This window comes from Pseudomonas sp. PA-6-3C (genome assembly GCF_021605825.1).
Classification (GTDB): domain Bacteria; phylum Pseudomonadota; class Gammaproteobacteria; order Pseudomonadales; family Pseudomonadaceae; genus Aquipseudomonas; species Aquipseudomonas edaphica.
Map to the genome: position 1 here is coordinate 1 of NZ_WKDV01000074.1, position 16,130 is coordinate 16,130.

General features: G+C 60.1%; 10 protein-coding genes. 3 read left to right on the plus strand and 7 right to left on the minus strand.

Going from position 1 to position 16,130, the window contains the following annotated elements:
* Window positions 1–25 precede the first annotated feature (25 nt).
* The 4 genes from GIW48_RS28890 to GIW48_RS28905 form a co-directional block, all read right to left on the minus strand.
* Window positions 26–1,036: a class 1 fructose-bisphosphatase gene (locus tag GIW48_RS28890; RefSeq protein ID WP_003237460.1), complete on the minus strand. Its 1,011-nt coding sequence runs from the start codon at window positions 1,034–1,036 to the stop codon at window positions 26–28.
* 96 nt (window positions 1,037–1,132) lie between these two features.
* Complete coding sequence (locus tag GIW48_RS28895; protein WP_026013807.1) at window positions 1,133–2,476, minus strand: DUF3999 family protein; 1,344 nt, start codon at window positions 2,474–2,476, stop codon at window positions 1,133–1,135.
* Window positions 2,476–5,982 carry a DUF2339 domain-containing protein gene (locus tag GIW48_RS28900; protein WP_236463010.1) on the minus strand — a complete coding sequence of 1,169 codons (3,507 nt, stop codon included), beginning with the start codon at window positions 5,980–5,982 and terminating at the stop codon, window positions 2,476–2,478. The genes GIW48_RS28895 and GIW48_RS28900 overlap by 1 nt, the downstream gene beginning before the upstream one ends.
* A gap of 205 nt (window positions 5,983–6,187) precedes the next feature.
* On the minus strand, window positions 6,188–8,638 hold the full coding sequence (locus GIW48_RS28905) for a glycogen/starch/alpha-glucan phosphorylase (protein WP_017138624.1): 2,451 nt from the start codon (window positions 8,636–8,638) through the stop codon (window positions 6,188–6,190).
* Window positions 8,639–8,874: 236 nt separating this feature from the next.
* Between GIW48_RS28905 and GIW48_RS28910 the strand changes: the two genes are divergently transcribed.
* Window positions 8,875–9,309 carry a YkgJ family cysteine cluster protein gene (locus tag GIW48_RS28910; protein ID WP_053253906.1) on the plus strand — a complete coding sequence of 145 codons (435 nt, stop codon included), beginning with the start codon at window positions 8,875–8,877 and terminating at the stop codon, window positions 9,307–9,309.
* Window positions 9,310–9,494: 185 nt separating this feature from the next.
* Here the strand turns inward: GIW48_RS28910 and typA are convergent, their stop codons facing one another.
* Both typA and thiI read right to left on the minus strand, forming a co-directional pair.
* A complete protein-coding gene (gene typA / locus GIW48_RS28915) occupies window positions 9,495–11,315 on the minus strand; it encodes a translational GTPase TypA (RefSeq protein WP_003217997.1) in 1,821 nt (606 codons plus the stop codon).
* Between the two features lie 139 nt (window positions 11,316–11,454).
* Window positions 11,455–12,909 carry a tRNA uracil 4-sulfurtransferase ThiI gene (thiI, locus tag GIW48_RS28920; RefSeq protein ID WP_065930794.1) on the minus strand — a complete coding sequence of 485 codons (1,455 nt, stop codon included), beginning with the start codon at window positions 12,907–12,909 and terminating at the stop codon, window positions 11,455–11,457.
* A gap of 334 nt (window positions 12,910–13,243) precedes the next feature.
* On the opposite strand from thiI, the gene glnA reads away from it, so the two are divergent.
* Window positions 13,244–14,650: a glutamate--ammonia ligase gene (gene glnA / locus GIW48_RS28925; RefSeq protein WP_017138628.1), complete on the plus strand. Its 1,407-nt coding sequence runs from the start codon at window positions 13,244–13,246 to the stop codon at window positions 14,648–14,650.
* 70 nt (window positions 14,651–14,720) lie between these two features.
* Here the strand turns inward: glnA and GIW48_RS28930 are convergent, their stop codons facing one another.
* Window positions 14,721–14,960, minus strand: a complete 240-nt coding sequence (locus GIW48_RS28930; protein ID WP_236462891.1) for a DUF6124 family protein — start codon at window positions 14,958–14,960, stop codon at window positions 14,721–14,723.
* A 347-nt stretch (window positions 14,961–15,307) separates the two neighbouring features.
* On the opposite strand from GIW48_RS28930, the gene GIW48_RS28935 reads away from it, so the two are divergent.
* The gene (locus GIW48_RS28935; RefSeq protein WP_419789498.1) at window positions 15,308–15,943 is read left to right on the plus strand and encodes a chorismate mutase; all 636 of its coding nucleotides are present in this window, start codon (window positions 15,308–15,310) and stop codon (window positions 15,941–15,943) included.
* The last annotated feature ends 187 nt before the right edge of the window (window positions 15,944–16,130 follow it).

The window sequence follows — 16,130 nt, forward strand, 5'->3', positions numbered from 1 at the left end:
ACTCACTCCCTCTCGCCACAGAGGTTTACTTCTTGTGATAAGCCGTCACACGCTCAACTTCTTCCTTCGAGCCCAGGAACACTGCCACACGCTGGTGCAGGCCTTCCGGCTGGATGTCGAGGATGCGCTGGTGGCCGTCAGTGGACGCGCCGCCTGCTTGCTCAACCAGGAACGACATCGGGTTGGCTTCGTACATCAAGCGCAGCTTGCCCGGTTTGGAAGGTTCTCGGCTGTCACGTGGGTACATGAACAGGCCACCACGGGTCAGGATGCGGTGCACGTCGGCAACCATCGCAGCGACCCAGCGCATGTTGAAGTTCTTCTTCAACGGGCCTTCTTCGCCGGCCATCAACTCGCCCACGTAGCGGGTCACAGGCTCTTCCCAGTGACGCTGGTTGGACATGTTGATCGCAAATTCCTGGGTGGAAGCAGGAATGGTGATGTCTTCGTGGGTCAGTACGAAGCTGCCCATTTCGCGGTCCAGGGTAAAGCCTTTGACGCCGTCACCCAGGGTCAGCACCAGCATGGTCTGCGGGCCGTAGATGGCGTAACCGGCAGCAACCTGTTCGGTGCCTGGCTGCAGGAAGGCCTTTTCGTTCAGGGCTTCGTTCTGGCTCAGGTATTCGTTAGGGCAACGCAGTACCGAGAAGATAGTGCCGACCGGTGCGTTGATGTCGATGTTGGACGAGCCGTCGAGTGGGTCGAACACCAGCAGGTACGCGCCTTTCGGGTATTTGCCCGGGATCTGGTAGGCATTGTCCATTTCTTCGGACGCCATGCCGGCCAGGTGGCCACCCCATTCGTTGGCTTCGAGCAGGATTTCGTTGGAAATCACGTCGAGCTTCTTCTGCACTTCGCCTTGGACGTTTTCAGTGCCCATGCTGCCCAGAACACCACCCAGTGCGCCTTTGGACACGGCGTGGCTGATTTCCTTGCAAGCACGCGCCACCACTTCGATAAGGAAGCGCAGATCGGCAGGCGTGTTGTTGCTGCGGGTCTGCTCGATCAAATAGCGACTCAGGGTAACGCGGGACATGGAAGGCTCCGGAAAATGGGGGGCTTAAAAACCCGCGCAGTTTAACGCGAGTCGAGGGTTATTTCCTCTAATCAGAGGATTTAACCCCAATAGAGTTCACGGCTTGGCCGCCGGTGCACGCAACAAACTGTAGGCCATCGCCCCTAGCGCCGCTACACCCAGCAGGAGCACGGCCCACAGGCCGAGTTTCTTCCAGTCGGTGCCCGCTTCGGGTGAAACGGCAATCACAGGCGATTTGACCGTCACGTCGCCTGTGACCGTGGCCTGCCCCAAGGTCTTGATACGCTCGGCGCTGTAGTCGGGAATCAGCGTCGACAGCGGCAAGTTAGCGGCCTTTACCGACGGGTTGCCCAACGCCAGGGTAAACGGCGGCTCGCCCCGCGCCAGGAACACCAACTGCGTGGCGCGCACAGCAAAACGCAATGCCGGCGCTTCCACGCCCAGGCCGCCGCCGCGCTCGTCCACCTGCAACTTGAGTTCGCCCACGGCCACGCCTGGCAATTGCAATTCATCCTGCACCACGTCCTGGCCGTTCTGGGCCAGGCGATACAACAAGCCATTGCTCAAAGGCTGCCAGGCTTGATTGGCTTCCCGCCGCCCCGCCAACGTCACGGGCGCCAGCGTGTTGGGCTGCTTGAGCTCGACGCGCAAGCGCTCCACATGCAGCCCCGTCGGCAACTGCCAGCTGTATTCACCCGCCTTGAGCCGCGTACCCGCCAACGGCTGCGACCACACCAAGGGCATTGGCAGGCTGCTGCTGGTGGCGCTCACAAGCTTGGCCGAGGTCAGCGTCGGCGCGGCCTGGCCTTGCCACAGCAGACGCAGGTAACGCGCCGATTGCCCCGGCAGGCTCACGTCATGTTGCTCAACCCGCTCATCGGCAAACGATAGGCGCGCCACCTGGCCATCGCCCCAGGGTTCCCAGTGCTGCAGGTCATCGCTGGCTTCAATGCTGAAACGCTGGAAGCCATCCTGTTCGCGACTCCAGTCCAGGCTCAGTTGCTGCAGCGGCGCCTTGATCGCGCTGGCGTCCAGTACCCAGCCACGCAGCACCTGTTTGCCGGCCTTGGACGGGCGCACTTCCAGCAGCGTGCCTTCGGCGGTGGATTTCATCACCACGTCCGGCACACTTTGGCGGGTGTCGGCGGCGTACAACGGGAACCACTTCACGTCGGCGACCGTGCGGCTTTCGGTGCGTTGCGCTGATTGGCGCGACAACGCGTAAGCCTGGGGCTCGCCGGCGGCGTTGAACACGCGCACATCACCAAGATCCGCCTGGCGCGCGCTCAATTGCACCGACAGCGGCAACTCCAGGCGATACCAAGGCCCGTTGCCACTTACCGCCAACGGCACCTGTGTGGTGAAGTCGGCGGGCGTTTCTTGCGCCCACGCCGACAACGTCGAACACATGCCCAACGCGATCACGCTCAACTTACCGATCAAGAGGATGCTCCTTCAGTTTCCAACACCGGCTCGGCGCGTTTGGGCGGCAGCGGTGCGAAGTAACCCACCACCAGCAACAGCCCGCCCACACCAATAAACGATACGATCCGCGCCAGCCCGCCACGGTTGCTCAGCTCGACAAAGAACAGCTTGGCGACCACCACCGCAATCAACGCCGCGCCGATCAGCCACACTTCGCGACGATGGCGCAGGTGGCCGCCGATCATCAGGCCCAGGGCGATCAGGGTCCAGACCAGCGACAGGCCAGCCTGCACCCACATGGACGCCAGCAAGGCATCCAGTTGGAACGGCACGCCCGCCCAATGGTGGGCGGTGCGCATCACCAAGGCCGTGAAGAAGGCAAACAGCGAAGCACCTGCGACACCTTGGGCGATCAGTTCAGCACGCGGCCCGCGCTGCGGCGCCACGCTGCGCGACCACAGGTAAATACCCAGCAATGCGAACAGCAGGCCCACGTCCAACGGGTTGAGCAATGGCACGTACGGCAGTGGTTTCGCCGTGCCGTCGCTGAAGATGTTCGCCAACCAGAACCAGCCGAGCATCAATACCGCCAGCGGCAACGCGGCCAGCACACGGTATTCACGCGGGTTTGCCGACACCGGCCACGGCCAACTGCGCGGTGCCGCCGCCAGCACCAGGTACAGGCTTGGCAGAATCGCCCAACCCAGCCAACGCCAGGCGTTGTACTCACTCGACAGCAGCAACAGGCCGTAACGCAGCTCCAGCGCCAACACACCGATCAACATCCAGCAGCCGAACACATGAGCGATGCTCAATACCTTGCCCGGCACCACCGCCGCCAAACGGCGCAGCGCGATAAAATGCACCACAAACACCGCCAACCACGCCAGCCAGCCGTAATGCGCTGCCGGGTGATAGTAATCATGGGCAGACACCAGCAACACCACGCCCGCCGCCGGCATCAGCAAGGCGCACAGCATGCCCAGAGATGCCCAGCGTAAACGTGCGGCCAACAGCGCCCAGATCGCCACGCTCACCGCAGCGATGCCAAGCAAAAATGCGCCTTGCAGCGCTTGCGGGATAAACCGCAGCACTTCGCCGATCAACGCCAATGCCCACCAGGCCGCGCCCCACACCAGCAGCAGGTCGGACAGGCGTTGCAATTTCAACACGGCAAACACCGGCGCCTGCGGCTCACGTTGCAAGCGCCAGGCGCCCACCATTGCCGCCAGGCCCAGCACCATCGGCGTCCAGAAAGCGCTGTGCGCCAAGGGCCGCAAGCCCTCGCTGTTCAACGGCCCGAGCAACTGCGGCACCGCCAACAAGAACGAAGCACCACCGATCAGTTGCAGCAGCAAACCAAACACGAAACTCACGCGTTGTTGCAGGTACAGGCTCAACCAGATGATCAGCAAGCCACTGGCCGCCCACACGCCGCTGGCGCTTTCCCATGGCAGCACAAACAGCACCGCAAGGTTGATCAGCACCAGACCCGCGAGCAGCACCACCGACAAGCCGCGCAGTAGCCGCACATCGCTGCGCACCATGTCATCGCGCGCCGCCATCAGCATGCCGCCGACCAACGCCAGGCCGATCAGCGAGGCGGTCAACAAGCCGGTCCAACCGGCACTGAATACCGCGGCCCCATCACCGCCCTGCAAGCGCAGGAGGAACAACACCCCACCGAGCAATTGCACAGCAAAGGCAGTGAACAGGAAGGTGCGCGAGCCAATGCGCAGGCCGACAAACAGCGTCAGCAGCCCGGCGATTGCCCAACTGATGCCGGTGCCTTGGGTCAGCAACAACAAGGGTGCAAGCAGGTACAAAAAGGTCAATCCCAGGCTCGCCAGCACGGGCAGACCGGTGCGCTCCCATTGCGCCGCTTGTTCGGTCGATGCCTTGCGCAACTGATCGAAGCTGAACAACAGGGCCGCGCCCAGCAACAGCGCGCCCAGTGGTGCACCGTTGAGCAAGGTCAACTCGCCAACGCGCAGTTCGCTGAGGAACGCCAGCGCTGACCCCAACTGTAACAACAGGCCAAACGCACGAGCCAACGGCCGCTGCTGACGCAAGCCAAGCCAGAAGATCCCGGCGCCCTCCACTGCCCAGGCCGCCGCCGTCCAGCGCGCGTCGAGGCCCAGCGGAATCGCCAGGCTGGCAAAGATCACGCCCAGCGCCAGGCAAGTTTCGGCCAGCAGCAAGGCGCGCCCGCCACTCAGCATCCGCGCCAAGCCCATGTAGATAAGGCCTAAACCGAGTGCACTGAACGCGGCGGCAAACTCCAGGTGCTGCACCACGGCGAACTGCAAGCCAAAGCCTACCAACGGCGGGCCGAACAGCATGCTGCCATCAACATAATCACCCTTGGCCGCCGACCAGCGCAGCAGTGCCTCACGGCCTTCAGGCGCATCGCCCACTTCTTGCAGCTTGCGGCGGGCGAACAACAGGCCGATGGCCAGGTACATCAGGAAAAACAGGATCAGGAACGGCTCGGTGCTCCACAGCAGTTCCGGTGTGTAGGAGCGCATGCCCCAGGCGAAGCCTATGCCGAAGGTGCCGACAAACCCGATCAGGTTGAGCAGACGCCAGGCCTTGAACCACGCGATGGCCAGAATGCCGGCGTTGAGCAATGCAAAGTAACTGAACAGCGCCACATGATTACCGGCGCCGGTTGAGGTCAGAATCGGCGCGGCAAACCCACCCAGCGCCGCTGCGCAGGCCAGGCCGAGGGCATCCTGGGTGATCGCCAGGATGGCCGAGAACACCGTGACCGCCACCAGCAGGCCGAGTGCCGCGCCTGGGTCGATCAACGGGTGCAGGCGCATCGCAGCAAACACCGTCAGGTACAACACGGCAATCCCGGTACCCTGCAGCATCAGCCCGTAATTGCTGTTGCGCAGCCGTAACCACCAACCCAGGCCCAGCAGGCCGATGGCGGCAGCGGCAACCCCGGCGTAACGCAGTTCAATCGGCACCACCACGCCTTCGGTGGCATAACGCAGCAAGAAGGCCAGGCCAAGGAACAGCAGCACCACGCCAACGCGCAGCACGGTGTTGCCGCCGAACAGCCAATTACGGGCGCCGCCGATGGCGCGCTCGATCAGGTTGGGGCCACGGGGGATGGCAGGTTCTTTCGGTTTTGGTGCTGGGGTCCAGACGTCCTCCGGCAGTGGCTGTCTCGCCTCGGCCATCACGGCGACGGGCGCCAGTTCGGTGGGCAGCTCCCAAACAAGTTCGGGCTTGGCAACGGCAGGTGCAGGTTCAGGGATGGGGGCTTCGACAATCACGCTGTTTGTAGGCGCGGGCACTTCCAGTTGCCGCAGGCGCTCACCCAGGGCTATCAATGCCTTCTGCGTGGTCTCTAACTGAAGCGCTTGCTGGTCTGCCTGGGCGGACAGCCTCGACAGGCGAATCGCCTGACCAATGCCCAAGCCCAATAGCGCACCGAAGCCGGCATCGGTGAACGACTCATCGAGTGTCCAGCCGAGCACCAGGCCAATCAGCATGAAAATCCATTGCATGGTCGATATCCCTAAGCAGCCCGAGGCGGGCAAACCGAGGCCTAGTATATCGACGCAAAGCTAATGTGGGAGCTGCTTTTGTGGCGAGGGAGCTTGCTCCCGTTCGGGTGCGAAGCGCCCGCAATAGCCGGCGGCTGCTACGCAACCGAACGGGAGCAAGCTCCCTCGCCACAGAGGCCTGCTACCACTTGGAGGCCTGCGGTGTTTAGTCGAGGGCTTTCCAGATCTCGGTGGCGTATTCGCGGATGGTGCGGTCCGAGCTGAACCAGCCCATGCGCGCCGTATTGAGCACAGCCGAACGCCACCAGGCCTTGGAATCGTGCCAATGCGCTTCGACCCGCGCCTGGGCGTCCCAGTAGGCGTCAAAGTCGGCGCACACCAGGAAACGGTCGTAGTCGATCAACCCGTCGATCAAGCCCACATAGCGGCCCGGATCATCCGGCGAGAACACCCCGCCACGGATCGCTTGCAACACATCGTTGAGACGATGGGAGGCTGCCACATCCGGCCCGGCGTGGAATTCACCGGCGTGCTTGCGGGCTTCCACTTGTTCGGCGCTGAGGCCGAAGATAAACATATGCTCGGCGCCCACGCGCTCGTGCATCTCCACGTTGGCGCCGTCCATGGTGCCGATGGTCAGCGCGCCATTGAGGCCGAACTTCATGTTGCTGGTGCCAGAGGCTTCAAAACCGGCCGTGGAAATCTGCTCGGACAAGTCCGCCGCCGGGATGATGCTTTCCGCCAGGCTGACGTTGTAGTTGGGCAGGAACACCACCTTGAGCAAGCCGCGCACGGTCGGGTCGTTGTTCACGGTGCGGGCGATGTCGTTGGTCAGCTTGATGATCAACTTGGCCTGGTGATAGCTGGCCGCCGCCTTGCCCGCGAAGATTTTCACGCGCGGCACCCAATCGGTGCCTGGCTCGGCGCGGATTGCCTGGTACAAGGCCACGGTGTGCAGCAGGTTCAGCAACTGGCGTTTGTATTCGTGAATCCGCTTGACCTGCACGTCGAACATCGCCGCCGGGTTCACCGAAATGCCCAGGCGCTCGTGGATGATCTCGGCCAGTGCCCTCTTGCTGTGCAGGCGCTGTTCGGCGAAGGCTTTGCGGAAAACCTGCTTCTCGGCGAAGGTCTCCAGCTCCGTCAGGCGGGTTTCCATGGTGTCGAGGATGTCCGGCCCCAGAGCCTCCACCAGCATCTCGGTGAGCTTGGGGTTGGCCTGGTACAGCCAGCGGCGGAAGGTGATGCCGTTGGTTTTGTTGTTGATGCGCTCCGGGTACAGCTTGTGCAGTTCGGAGAACACCGTGCTGCGCATCAGTTGGGTGTGCAAACCGGACACACCGTTAACGCTATGGGAGCCAAGGAACGCCAGGTTACCCATGCGCACGCGGCGGCCGTTGTCTTCTTCGATCAGGGACACGGCGCGCAATACGTCGAAATCGTGGATGCCCTTGGCGCGCAGTGAGTCGATGTGCTGGGCATTGATCAGGTAGATGATCTGCATATGCCGAGGCAGCATGCGTTCCATCAAACCGACAGGCCAGGTTTCCAACGCCTCGGGCAACAAGGTGTGGTTGGTGTAGGAAAGGGTTTCGACGGTGACATCCCACGCGGCTTCCCACGGGATGTCATGCAGGTCGACCAGTTGGCGCATCAACTCAGCCACGGCGATGGACGGGTGGGTGTCGTTGAGCTGGATCGCGGCGTGTTCACCCAGGCTGAGTACCGAGCCGTGCATGTTCTTGTGGCGGCGCAGCAGGTCTTGCAGCGAGGCCGAAACAAAGAAGTATTCCTGGCGCAGACGCAATTCCTGCCCCGCTTCGGTGCTGTCGGCCGGGTAAAGCACTCGGGAGATGCTTTCGGCGCGAGCCACTTCGGCGACGGCGCCCAAGTGGTCACCGGCGTTGAAGCGTTCCAGGTGCAGGTCTTCTACCGCTCGGGCACGCCACAGGCGCAAGGTGTTGACGCTGGCGCCGCGCCAGCCGACTACCGGCGTGTCGTACGCCACCGCGCGAACTGTTTCGTTGGGCGTCCATACCTGGATCATCTTGCCGGAGGCATCCGCCAGGGTTTCGACGCTGCCGCCAAAGCCGATCGGGTAAATCACCTCGGCCCGCTCGAACTCCCACGGGTTGCCGAAATCCAGCCAACGTTCGGTCTGTTCCTGCTGCCAGCCGTCGACAATCGCCTGGCGAAACAGGCCGTGTTCATAGCGGATGCCATAGCCGTGGCCGGCAATGCCCAGGGTCGACATGCTTTCCATAAAGCACGCGGCCAGGCGGCCCAGGCCACCGTTGCCGAGCGCCGCGTCGGGCTCCAGCAGGCGGATGCGCTCCAGGTCCACGCCCAGTTCGGACAGGGCTTCGCGGGCAATCTCCAACACGCCGAGGTTGCTAAGGCTGTCGTAGAGCAAACGGCCGATCAGGAACTCCAGCGAGAGGTAATACACCCGCTTCTGGCCTTTGCGGTAGATGCGCCGCGTGTGGTTCATCCAGTGGTCGACCATCTGGTCGCGGGCGGCCAGTGCAATGGCTTCGAACCAGTCGTGGTCGAAGGCGTGATCCGGGTCCTTGCCCACCGCGTAGGTAAGTTTGGTCAAGACAGCATCGCGGAATGCGGCTACCTCTGCTTCTCGTGCAAGCGGTTCCTGAGACATCGGTGCGACCTCGGGCGAGATTGAAGGAGTTGCTAGAGCCTAGTCGGTCTGACAGACGGTAGACGTGCTGGTTCGGCAGTTTTTTAACTCATTCACCATTGCTGGAAATTGATGCAGGGGCCGTGCCTGCTTTTCTCCCCTGCACCGTTGGAGATGAAATCTGCAAAATATTGTTCAAAAAACCACCAATCCCGGTATGATCGCGCGCCCGGATACAGCCCCACCTTGGAACCTTGATGAAGCCTCAACTGATCGCCGCCGCTGAACTCGACCGTCTCGAGACCTGGCAGAAATATTCCGCCCACATGTGCGGTGGCTGCGTGTCCAGCTGCTGCACGCTGCCGGTCGAGGTGAAGATCAAGGACCTGATCCGCATTGGCATCGTCGATGAGTTCGAGCGCGGCGACCCGCCGAAGAACATCGCCAAGCGTTTGCAGAAGGAAGGCATCGTCGAGCGCTACAATTCCAAATCCGAAATTTTCACCCTGCAGCGCATGAGCAATAACGACTGCCTGTACCTGGATCGTAAGACGCGCTTCTGCACTATTTATGACAAGCGCCCGGATACCTGCCGCAACCATCCGAAAATCGGGCCGCGGCCGGGGTATTGTGCGTATAAGCCGAAGGAAGTGGTGCGCGAGACCAATTTCCGGACTCTCGACAAGTTCTGATGATCATGATGATCGTTCCCACGCTCCGCGTGGGAATGCAGCCCTGGACGCTCTGCGTCCGCCCTTAAAAGCGGGACGCGGAGCGTCCCAAGCGGCATTCCCACGCAGAGCGTGGGAACGATCAGGCATAAAAAAACGCCCCCGGCCTTTCGACCGGGGGCGTTTTTCATTCAGCCTGAGTTAACTCAGTTCTTGGCTTTCTTGGCAGCGCGGGTACGCTCGCCTTCGTCCAGGATCTTCTTACGCAGGCGGATCGACTTAGGCGTAACTTCGCACAGCTCGTCGTCCTGGATGAATTCCAGGGCCTGTTCCAGGGTGAAGCGAACAGGTGGGACCAGAGCGATGGTTTCGTCTTTGCCCGAAGCACGCATGTTGTCGAGCTTCTTGCCTTTGGTTGGGTTAACGCCCATGTCGTTGTCACGGCTGTTCAGACCAACGATCTGACCGTTGTAGATCTCTTGACCGTGTTCAACGAACAGCTTGCCACGCGCCTGCAGAGTTTCCAGGGAGTAGGTCAGCGCCTTGCCGGTTTCTACCGATACCAGAACACCGTTCTGACGGCCGGACATGTCGCCGGACTTCATGGTGTCGTAGCGATCGAAGATCGAGGTCAGGATGCCAGCACCGTTGGTCAGGGTCAGGAACTGGTTACGGAAACCGATCAGACCACGCGCAGGGATGTTGTATTCCAGACGTACACGGCCTTTGCCATCCGGCACCATGTTGGTCAGGTCGCCCTTACGCAGGCCCATCTCTTCCATGACCTTGCCCTGGGATTCTTCAGGGGTGTCGATGGTCACGTTTTCGAACGGTTCCTGCTTCACGCCGTCAACCTGACGGATGATCACTTCTGGACGACCAACGCCCATTTCGAAGCCTTCGCGACGCATGGTTTCGATCAGTACCGAGAGGTGCAGCTCACCACGGCCGGAAACCTTGAACTTGTCAGCCGAGTCGCCTTCTTCAACGCGCAGTGCAACGTTGTACAGCAGCTCTTTGTCCAGACGTTCCTTGATGTTACGGGAAGTCACGAACTTGCCTTCTTTACCGCAGAAAGGCGAGTCGTTTACCTGGAAGGTCATGGAAACGGTTGGCTCGTCAACGGTCAGAGGCTTCATCGCCTCAACGTTGTCTGGCTGGCACAGGGTGTCGGAGATGAACAGCGAGTCCATACCGCTCACGCACACGATGTCGCCGGCGAAAGCTTCTTCAACGTCGATGCGGTGCAGGCCGTGGTGACCCATCAGCTTCAGGATACGACCGTTACGCTTTTTGCCGTCGGCGCCGATGGCGACAACCGGAGTGTTCGGCTTGACGCTACCACGCGCGATACGGCCAACACCGATAACACCCAGGAAGCTGTTGTAGTCCAGTGCCGAGATTTGCATCTGGAACGGGCCTTCACGGTCAACTTTTGGTGCCGGTACGTTGTCGACGATCGACTGGTACAGCGGGGTCATGTCTTCAGCCATGTCGGTGTGTTCCAGACCGGCAATACCGTTCAGGGCCGAGGCGTAGACCACTTTGAAGTCCAGCTGTTCTTCGGTAGCACCCAGGTTGTCGAACAGGTCGAAGATCTGGTCCAGAACCCAGTCCGGACGCGCGCCTGGACGGTCAACCTTGTTGATGCACACGATCGGACGCAGGCCGGCTTCGAAAGCCTTCTTGGTCACGAAACGAGTTTGCGGCATAGGGCCGTCTTGAGCGTCAACCAGCAGCAGAACGGAGTCAACCATCGACATTACGCGTTCTACTTCGCCGCCGAAGTCGGCGTGGCCCGGGGTGTCCACGATGTTGATGTGGTAGCCGTTCCAGTTGATAGCGGTGTTTTTAGCCAGGATGGTAATACCGCGCTCTTTTTCCTGGTCGTTGGAGTCCATCACGCGCTCGTCGTTGAGCTCGTTGCGCTCCAGGGTGCCGGATTGACGCAGGAGTTTGTCTACCAGGGTGGTTTTACCATGGTCAACGTGAGCAATGATGGCGATGTTACGTAGATTTTCGATCACTTGTGTATCTCGATCAGAGGATTCGGTGTGCTGACAGGTCGTGGCAGCGATTAACAGTAGAGTCAGGCCTTGCCGTTACAGCTTGACGGCAGAGTCGGGGGGCCGGTGACGCAGGCCACAGGCAAACAGCCCCGGGCTCTTAGCTCGGTCGATAAACGCGCACATTGGCATACCCCTCACTGAGCAAATGGTGGGCATGCAGGCGACTCATCACGCCTTTGTCGCAATACAGCAGGTACTGACGGCTGTTATCCAGTTCCTTGAAGCGCGCGTTCAATGCGTAGAACGGCAGCGCTTGCACGTCGATGCCAGCGATTTCCAGCGGCTCATCCTCGGCGGCATCCGGGTGACGGATGTCGACGACGATCTGGCCGGCCAGGGCTTCGCTGACTTCTTCGATTTGCACATCCTGGCCCAATTCATCGATAACACGATCGATCGGGACCAGTTTGGCGTTCTCGAGCGCACGCTCCAGAATCGCCATATCAAACTGTTGTTCTTCATACTCCACGCGGTTGCGCTTGGCGTGGGTCTTGGGGTTCACCGAAATGACCCCGCAATATTCAGGCATGTGCTTGGCAAAGTCGGCCGTGCCGATTTCTTCTGCCAGGTCGATGATGTCCTGTTTGTGGCTGGCGATCAGCGGGCGCAAGACCAGCTTCTCGGTGACGCAATCAATCAGCGACAGGTTGGGCAGCGTCTGGCTGGACACCTGGGAGATCGCTTCACCGGTCACCAACGCGTCGATCTGCAACTGATCGGCGATTCGCGACGCAGCGCGCAACATCATACGCTTCAATACTACGCCCATATGACTGTTATCGACTTTGCCGAGAATTTCGCCCAGCACTTCCTCGAACGGCACGCTTACAAATAGCACGCGTTGGGAGCTGCCGTACTTCTTCCAGATAAAGTGCGCGACTTCCATCACGCCCAATTCGTGTGCACGCCCGCCCAGGTTAAAGAAGCAGAAGTGGCTCATCAGGCCGCGACGCATGATCTGGTAGGCCGCCACCGTGGAATCGAAACCGCCGGACATGAGTACCAGGGTCTGTTCCAGTGCGCCCAGCGGGTAGCCGCCGATACTGTTGTGCTGGCTGTGGATCACAAACAACCGTTGGTCGCGAATTTCCATGCGCACTTCAATTTGCGGCGCTTTGAGGGAAATTCCGGCGGCGCCGCACTCGCGACGCAGCTTGCTGCCGACGTATTTCTCTACATCCATGGAGCTGAAGGTGTGCTTGCCGGCGCGCTTGCAGCGCACCGAAAAGATCTTGCCTTCAAGCGACTCGCCGTAGTGCTGCTTGCACTTTTCGGTGATGTCGTCGAAGTCGCCCAACGGGTACTCATCGACCTGCAGGAAATGCGCGATGCCCGGCATGCAGCTCAGGCGCTCGGTCATGTCCTTCAAGGCTTTGGCGTCGGTAATGCGGGTTTCCAGCTCGAGGTTGTCCCACACGCCGTTCACCACCACAGCCGGGTCCAGGTCTCGGAGCACGGCACGGATGTTCTTGGCCAACTGACGGATGAAACGCGTCCGTACCGGTCGGCTTTTGATGGTGATCTCGGGGAAGACTTTTACGATTAATTTCATGGAAACAGCGCGCGCCGGGCCTGCTGAAAAAGGGGGGCGCGGATTATAGCGGAAATCGCTCAAGGTTTAACCAGTTAATATGCATCTCAGATGCAGCGCACCAAAACGGGTCATTTGCGCAAATTAACGCTACATTGCAGTGCGTTATTTATTCCGCTTCAGCGGATTGCACCGTTATAGGGGCCATTTTGAGGCAAAAAGGCCATGTTGGCGCACTGGCATGCAATTTGCTCTCTTGTGAGGCAGGTTGCCTTGGTCGAGTATTCGCGCCGGCATCACCCACATTCTAAGGGCTAACTCCACTACCCCAGCCCGAAGCCACCCGGAGGACACCATGTCGAAGTCGGTTCAACTCATCAAAGATCATGACGTTAAATGGATTGATCTGCGCTTCACGGACACTAAAGGTACTCAGCACCACGTGACCATGCCGGCTCGCGACGCGCTGGATGATGCGTTCTTCGAAGAAGGCAAAATGTTCGACGGTTCCTCCATTGCCGGCTGGAAAGGCATCGAAGCTTCCGACATGATCCTGATGCCGGACGACAGCACTGCCGTACTCGACCCGTTCACCGAAGACCCAACCCTGATCATCGTCTGCGACGTGATCGAGCCTTCGACCATGCAAGGCTACGACCGCGACCCACGTGCGATCGCCAAGCGCGCTGAGGAATACCTGAAGTCGACCGGTATCGGCGACACCGTATTCGTAGGCCCGGAGCCAGAGTTCTTCATCTTTGATTCGGTCAAGTTCAAGTCCGACATCTCCGGTTCCATGTTCAAGATCTTCTCCGAACAAGGTTCGTGGATGTCTGACCAGGACATCGAAGGCGGCAACAAAGGCCACCGTCCAGGTATCAAAGGTGGTTACTTCCCGGTTCCGCCGTTCGACCACGACCACGAAATCCGTACCTCCATGTGCAACGCCATGGAAGAGATGGGCCTGGTCATCGAAGTTCACCACCACGAAGTGGCGACTGCCGGCCAGAACGAAATCGGCGTGAAGTTCAACACCCTGGTAGCCAAGGCTGACGAAGTTCAGACCCTGAAGTACTGCGTACACAACGTGGCTGATGCCTACGGCCGTACCGCTACCTTCATGCCTAAGCCACTGTACGGCGATAACGGTTCGGGTATGCACGTTCACCTGTCCATCGCCAAAGATGGCAAGAACACCTTCGCTGGCGAAGGTTATGCCGGCCTGTCCGACACTGCCCTGTACTTCATCGGCGGTATCATCAAGCACGGTAAGGCCCTGAACGGCTTCACCAACCCGTCGACCAACTCCTACAAGCGTCTGGTGCCAGGTTTCGAAGCACCGGTAATGCTGGCCTACTCGGCGCGTAACCGTTCCGCTTCGATCCGTATTCCTTACGTGTCCAGCCCTCGCGCTCGCCGTATCGAAGCGCGCTTCCCGGACCCGGCAGCTAACCCATACCTGGCCTTCGCTGCGCTGGTAATGGCTGGCCTGGACGGTATCCAGAACAAGATCCACCCAGGCGACGCCGCCGACAAAAACTTGTACGACCTGCCGCCTGAAGAGGCCAAAGAGATCCCACAAGTGTGCGGCAGCCTGAAAGAAGCCCTGGAAGAGCTGGACAAGGGCCGTGCGTTCCTGACCAAAGGCGGCGTATTCAGCGACGACTTCATCGATGCCTACATCGAGCTGAAAAGCGAAGAAGAAATCAAAGTACGCACCTTCGTACACCCACTGGAATACGAGCTGTACTACAGCTGCTGATCCGGTAGCGCTGCTTAACGCGGCGTAACGAAAAAGACCTCCTTCGGGAGGTCTTTTTTTTGCCTGGCGTTTAGCGAGCCGGGGCGTGGCGGTCGAGCATGTTGCCCACCATCAAGGTGCCGAGGGCGCTGAGCTGGTGAATGGCCAGGACGGTATCGCGGTGTTTGCCTTCCAGCGCCTCGGACAAATCAAGCAACAAGGTGCTGACCGAGGAGAAGGCTTCGAAGCTGTTGATCAGCAGGGATTCGTCGTCGCTGCCAGGGTCGATGGCGATAACGGATGGCGGTGGATTTGGCGTTGCCTTGAACATTTTCTACATTCCTCTAATGAGGCCGCCTTCGCTTCGCTACTAAACGAAAGGGTGGCGGCTGTGCGCAGGTTAGTAGACCGGTGAATGTAGAAGCCCGGCGCATCCGAGGATGCCCTGCGCACAGCCACCATCAAGCACAGATTTGGGAAATCTGATTGATGGAGAATGCACGGCCTACAATTCGAATCCAGGCTACTAAACCTGATCGCTGATGAGCAGCGACCGAGCAACCTTAGAGACGACAAGCCAGCCGTACAAGCCGGCGGATTCTGGCGCACCTGTAGGCAAGCACGCAAGTTAAGGTAGCCTCTGGCTGACGCCACTGCAGGCCTGCAACCCGATTAAAAATGTGGGAGCTGGCTTGCCTGCGATGGCATCCGCTGGGTATACCTGATGCCCCGAGTTGCCCGCATCGCAGGCAAGCCAGCTCCCACAGGAGATCCGCTTTGAAACATCGACTTGTGTTCGCTCTGTTATTTGTCAGCGTCAGTGCCAGCGCAGCGCCGCCCACTCTGGAGCCTTTGCTCAACAGCATCGCCGAGCGCCTGGAGATTGCCGATCAGGTAGCCCTGAGCAAATGGGACAGCCACAAGCCCGTAGAGGACAAAAAGCGCGAACAAGAGGTGATCGCCAGCGTCGCCGCCCAAGCGCCCAACTACAAACTCGACCCTTCTGCCGCCGAGCAGTTTTTCTCGGCGCAGATCGAGGCCAATAAGCTGGTGCAGTACACCCACCTGTCCGACTGGCAGTTCCAGGGCAAAGCCCCGGACGACCCGCGCCCGGACTTGGTAAAACAGATCCGACCACGGCTGGACCAACTGCAAAAAACCCTGCTGCAGCAACTGGCCGACTTCACCCCGCAGCGCACCGACCCGCAATGCCCGCAGTGGCTGGCCACCGCCGTGCATGAGCCGCTGAATGATCCGCTGCGCCAACTGGCAATGATCCGCGCCACCGCCGAGCTGTGCATCTACAAAGGTTAAAGCCTGCAAACCCAATCAAAACTGTGGGAGCTGGCTTGCCTGCGATAGCAATGGTGAATGTGCCACCGCTATCGCAGGCAAGCCAGCTCCCACATTGACCCCGCTCCTCCAGACAATTTTTCACCAGCCATCACTTCCTGAACAACCTTCACAAAACCGCACTATATTGGTGCGACAGCCTGCACAC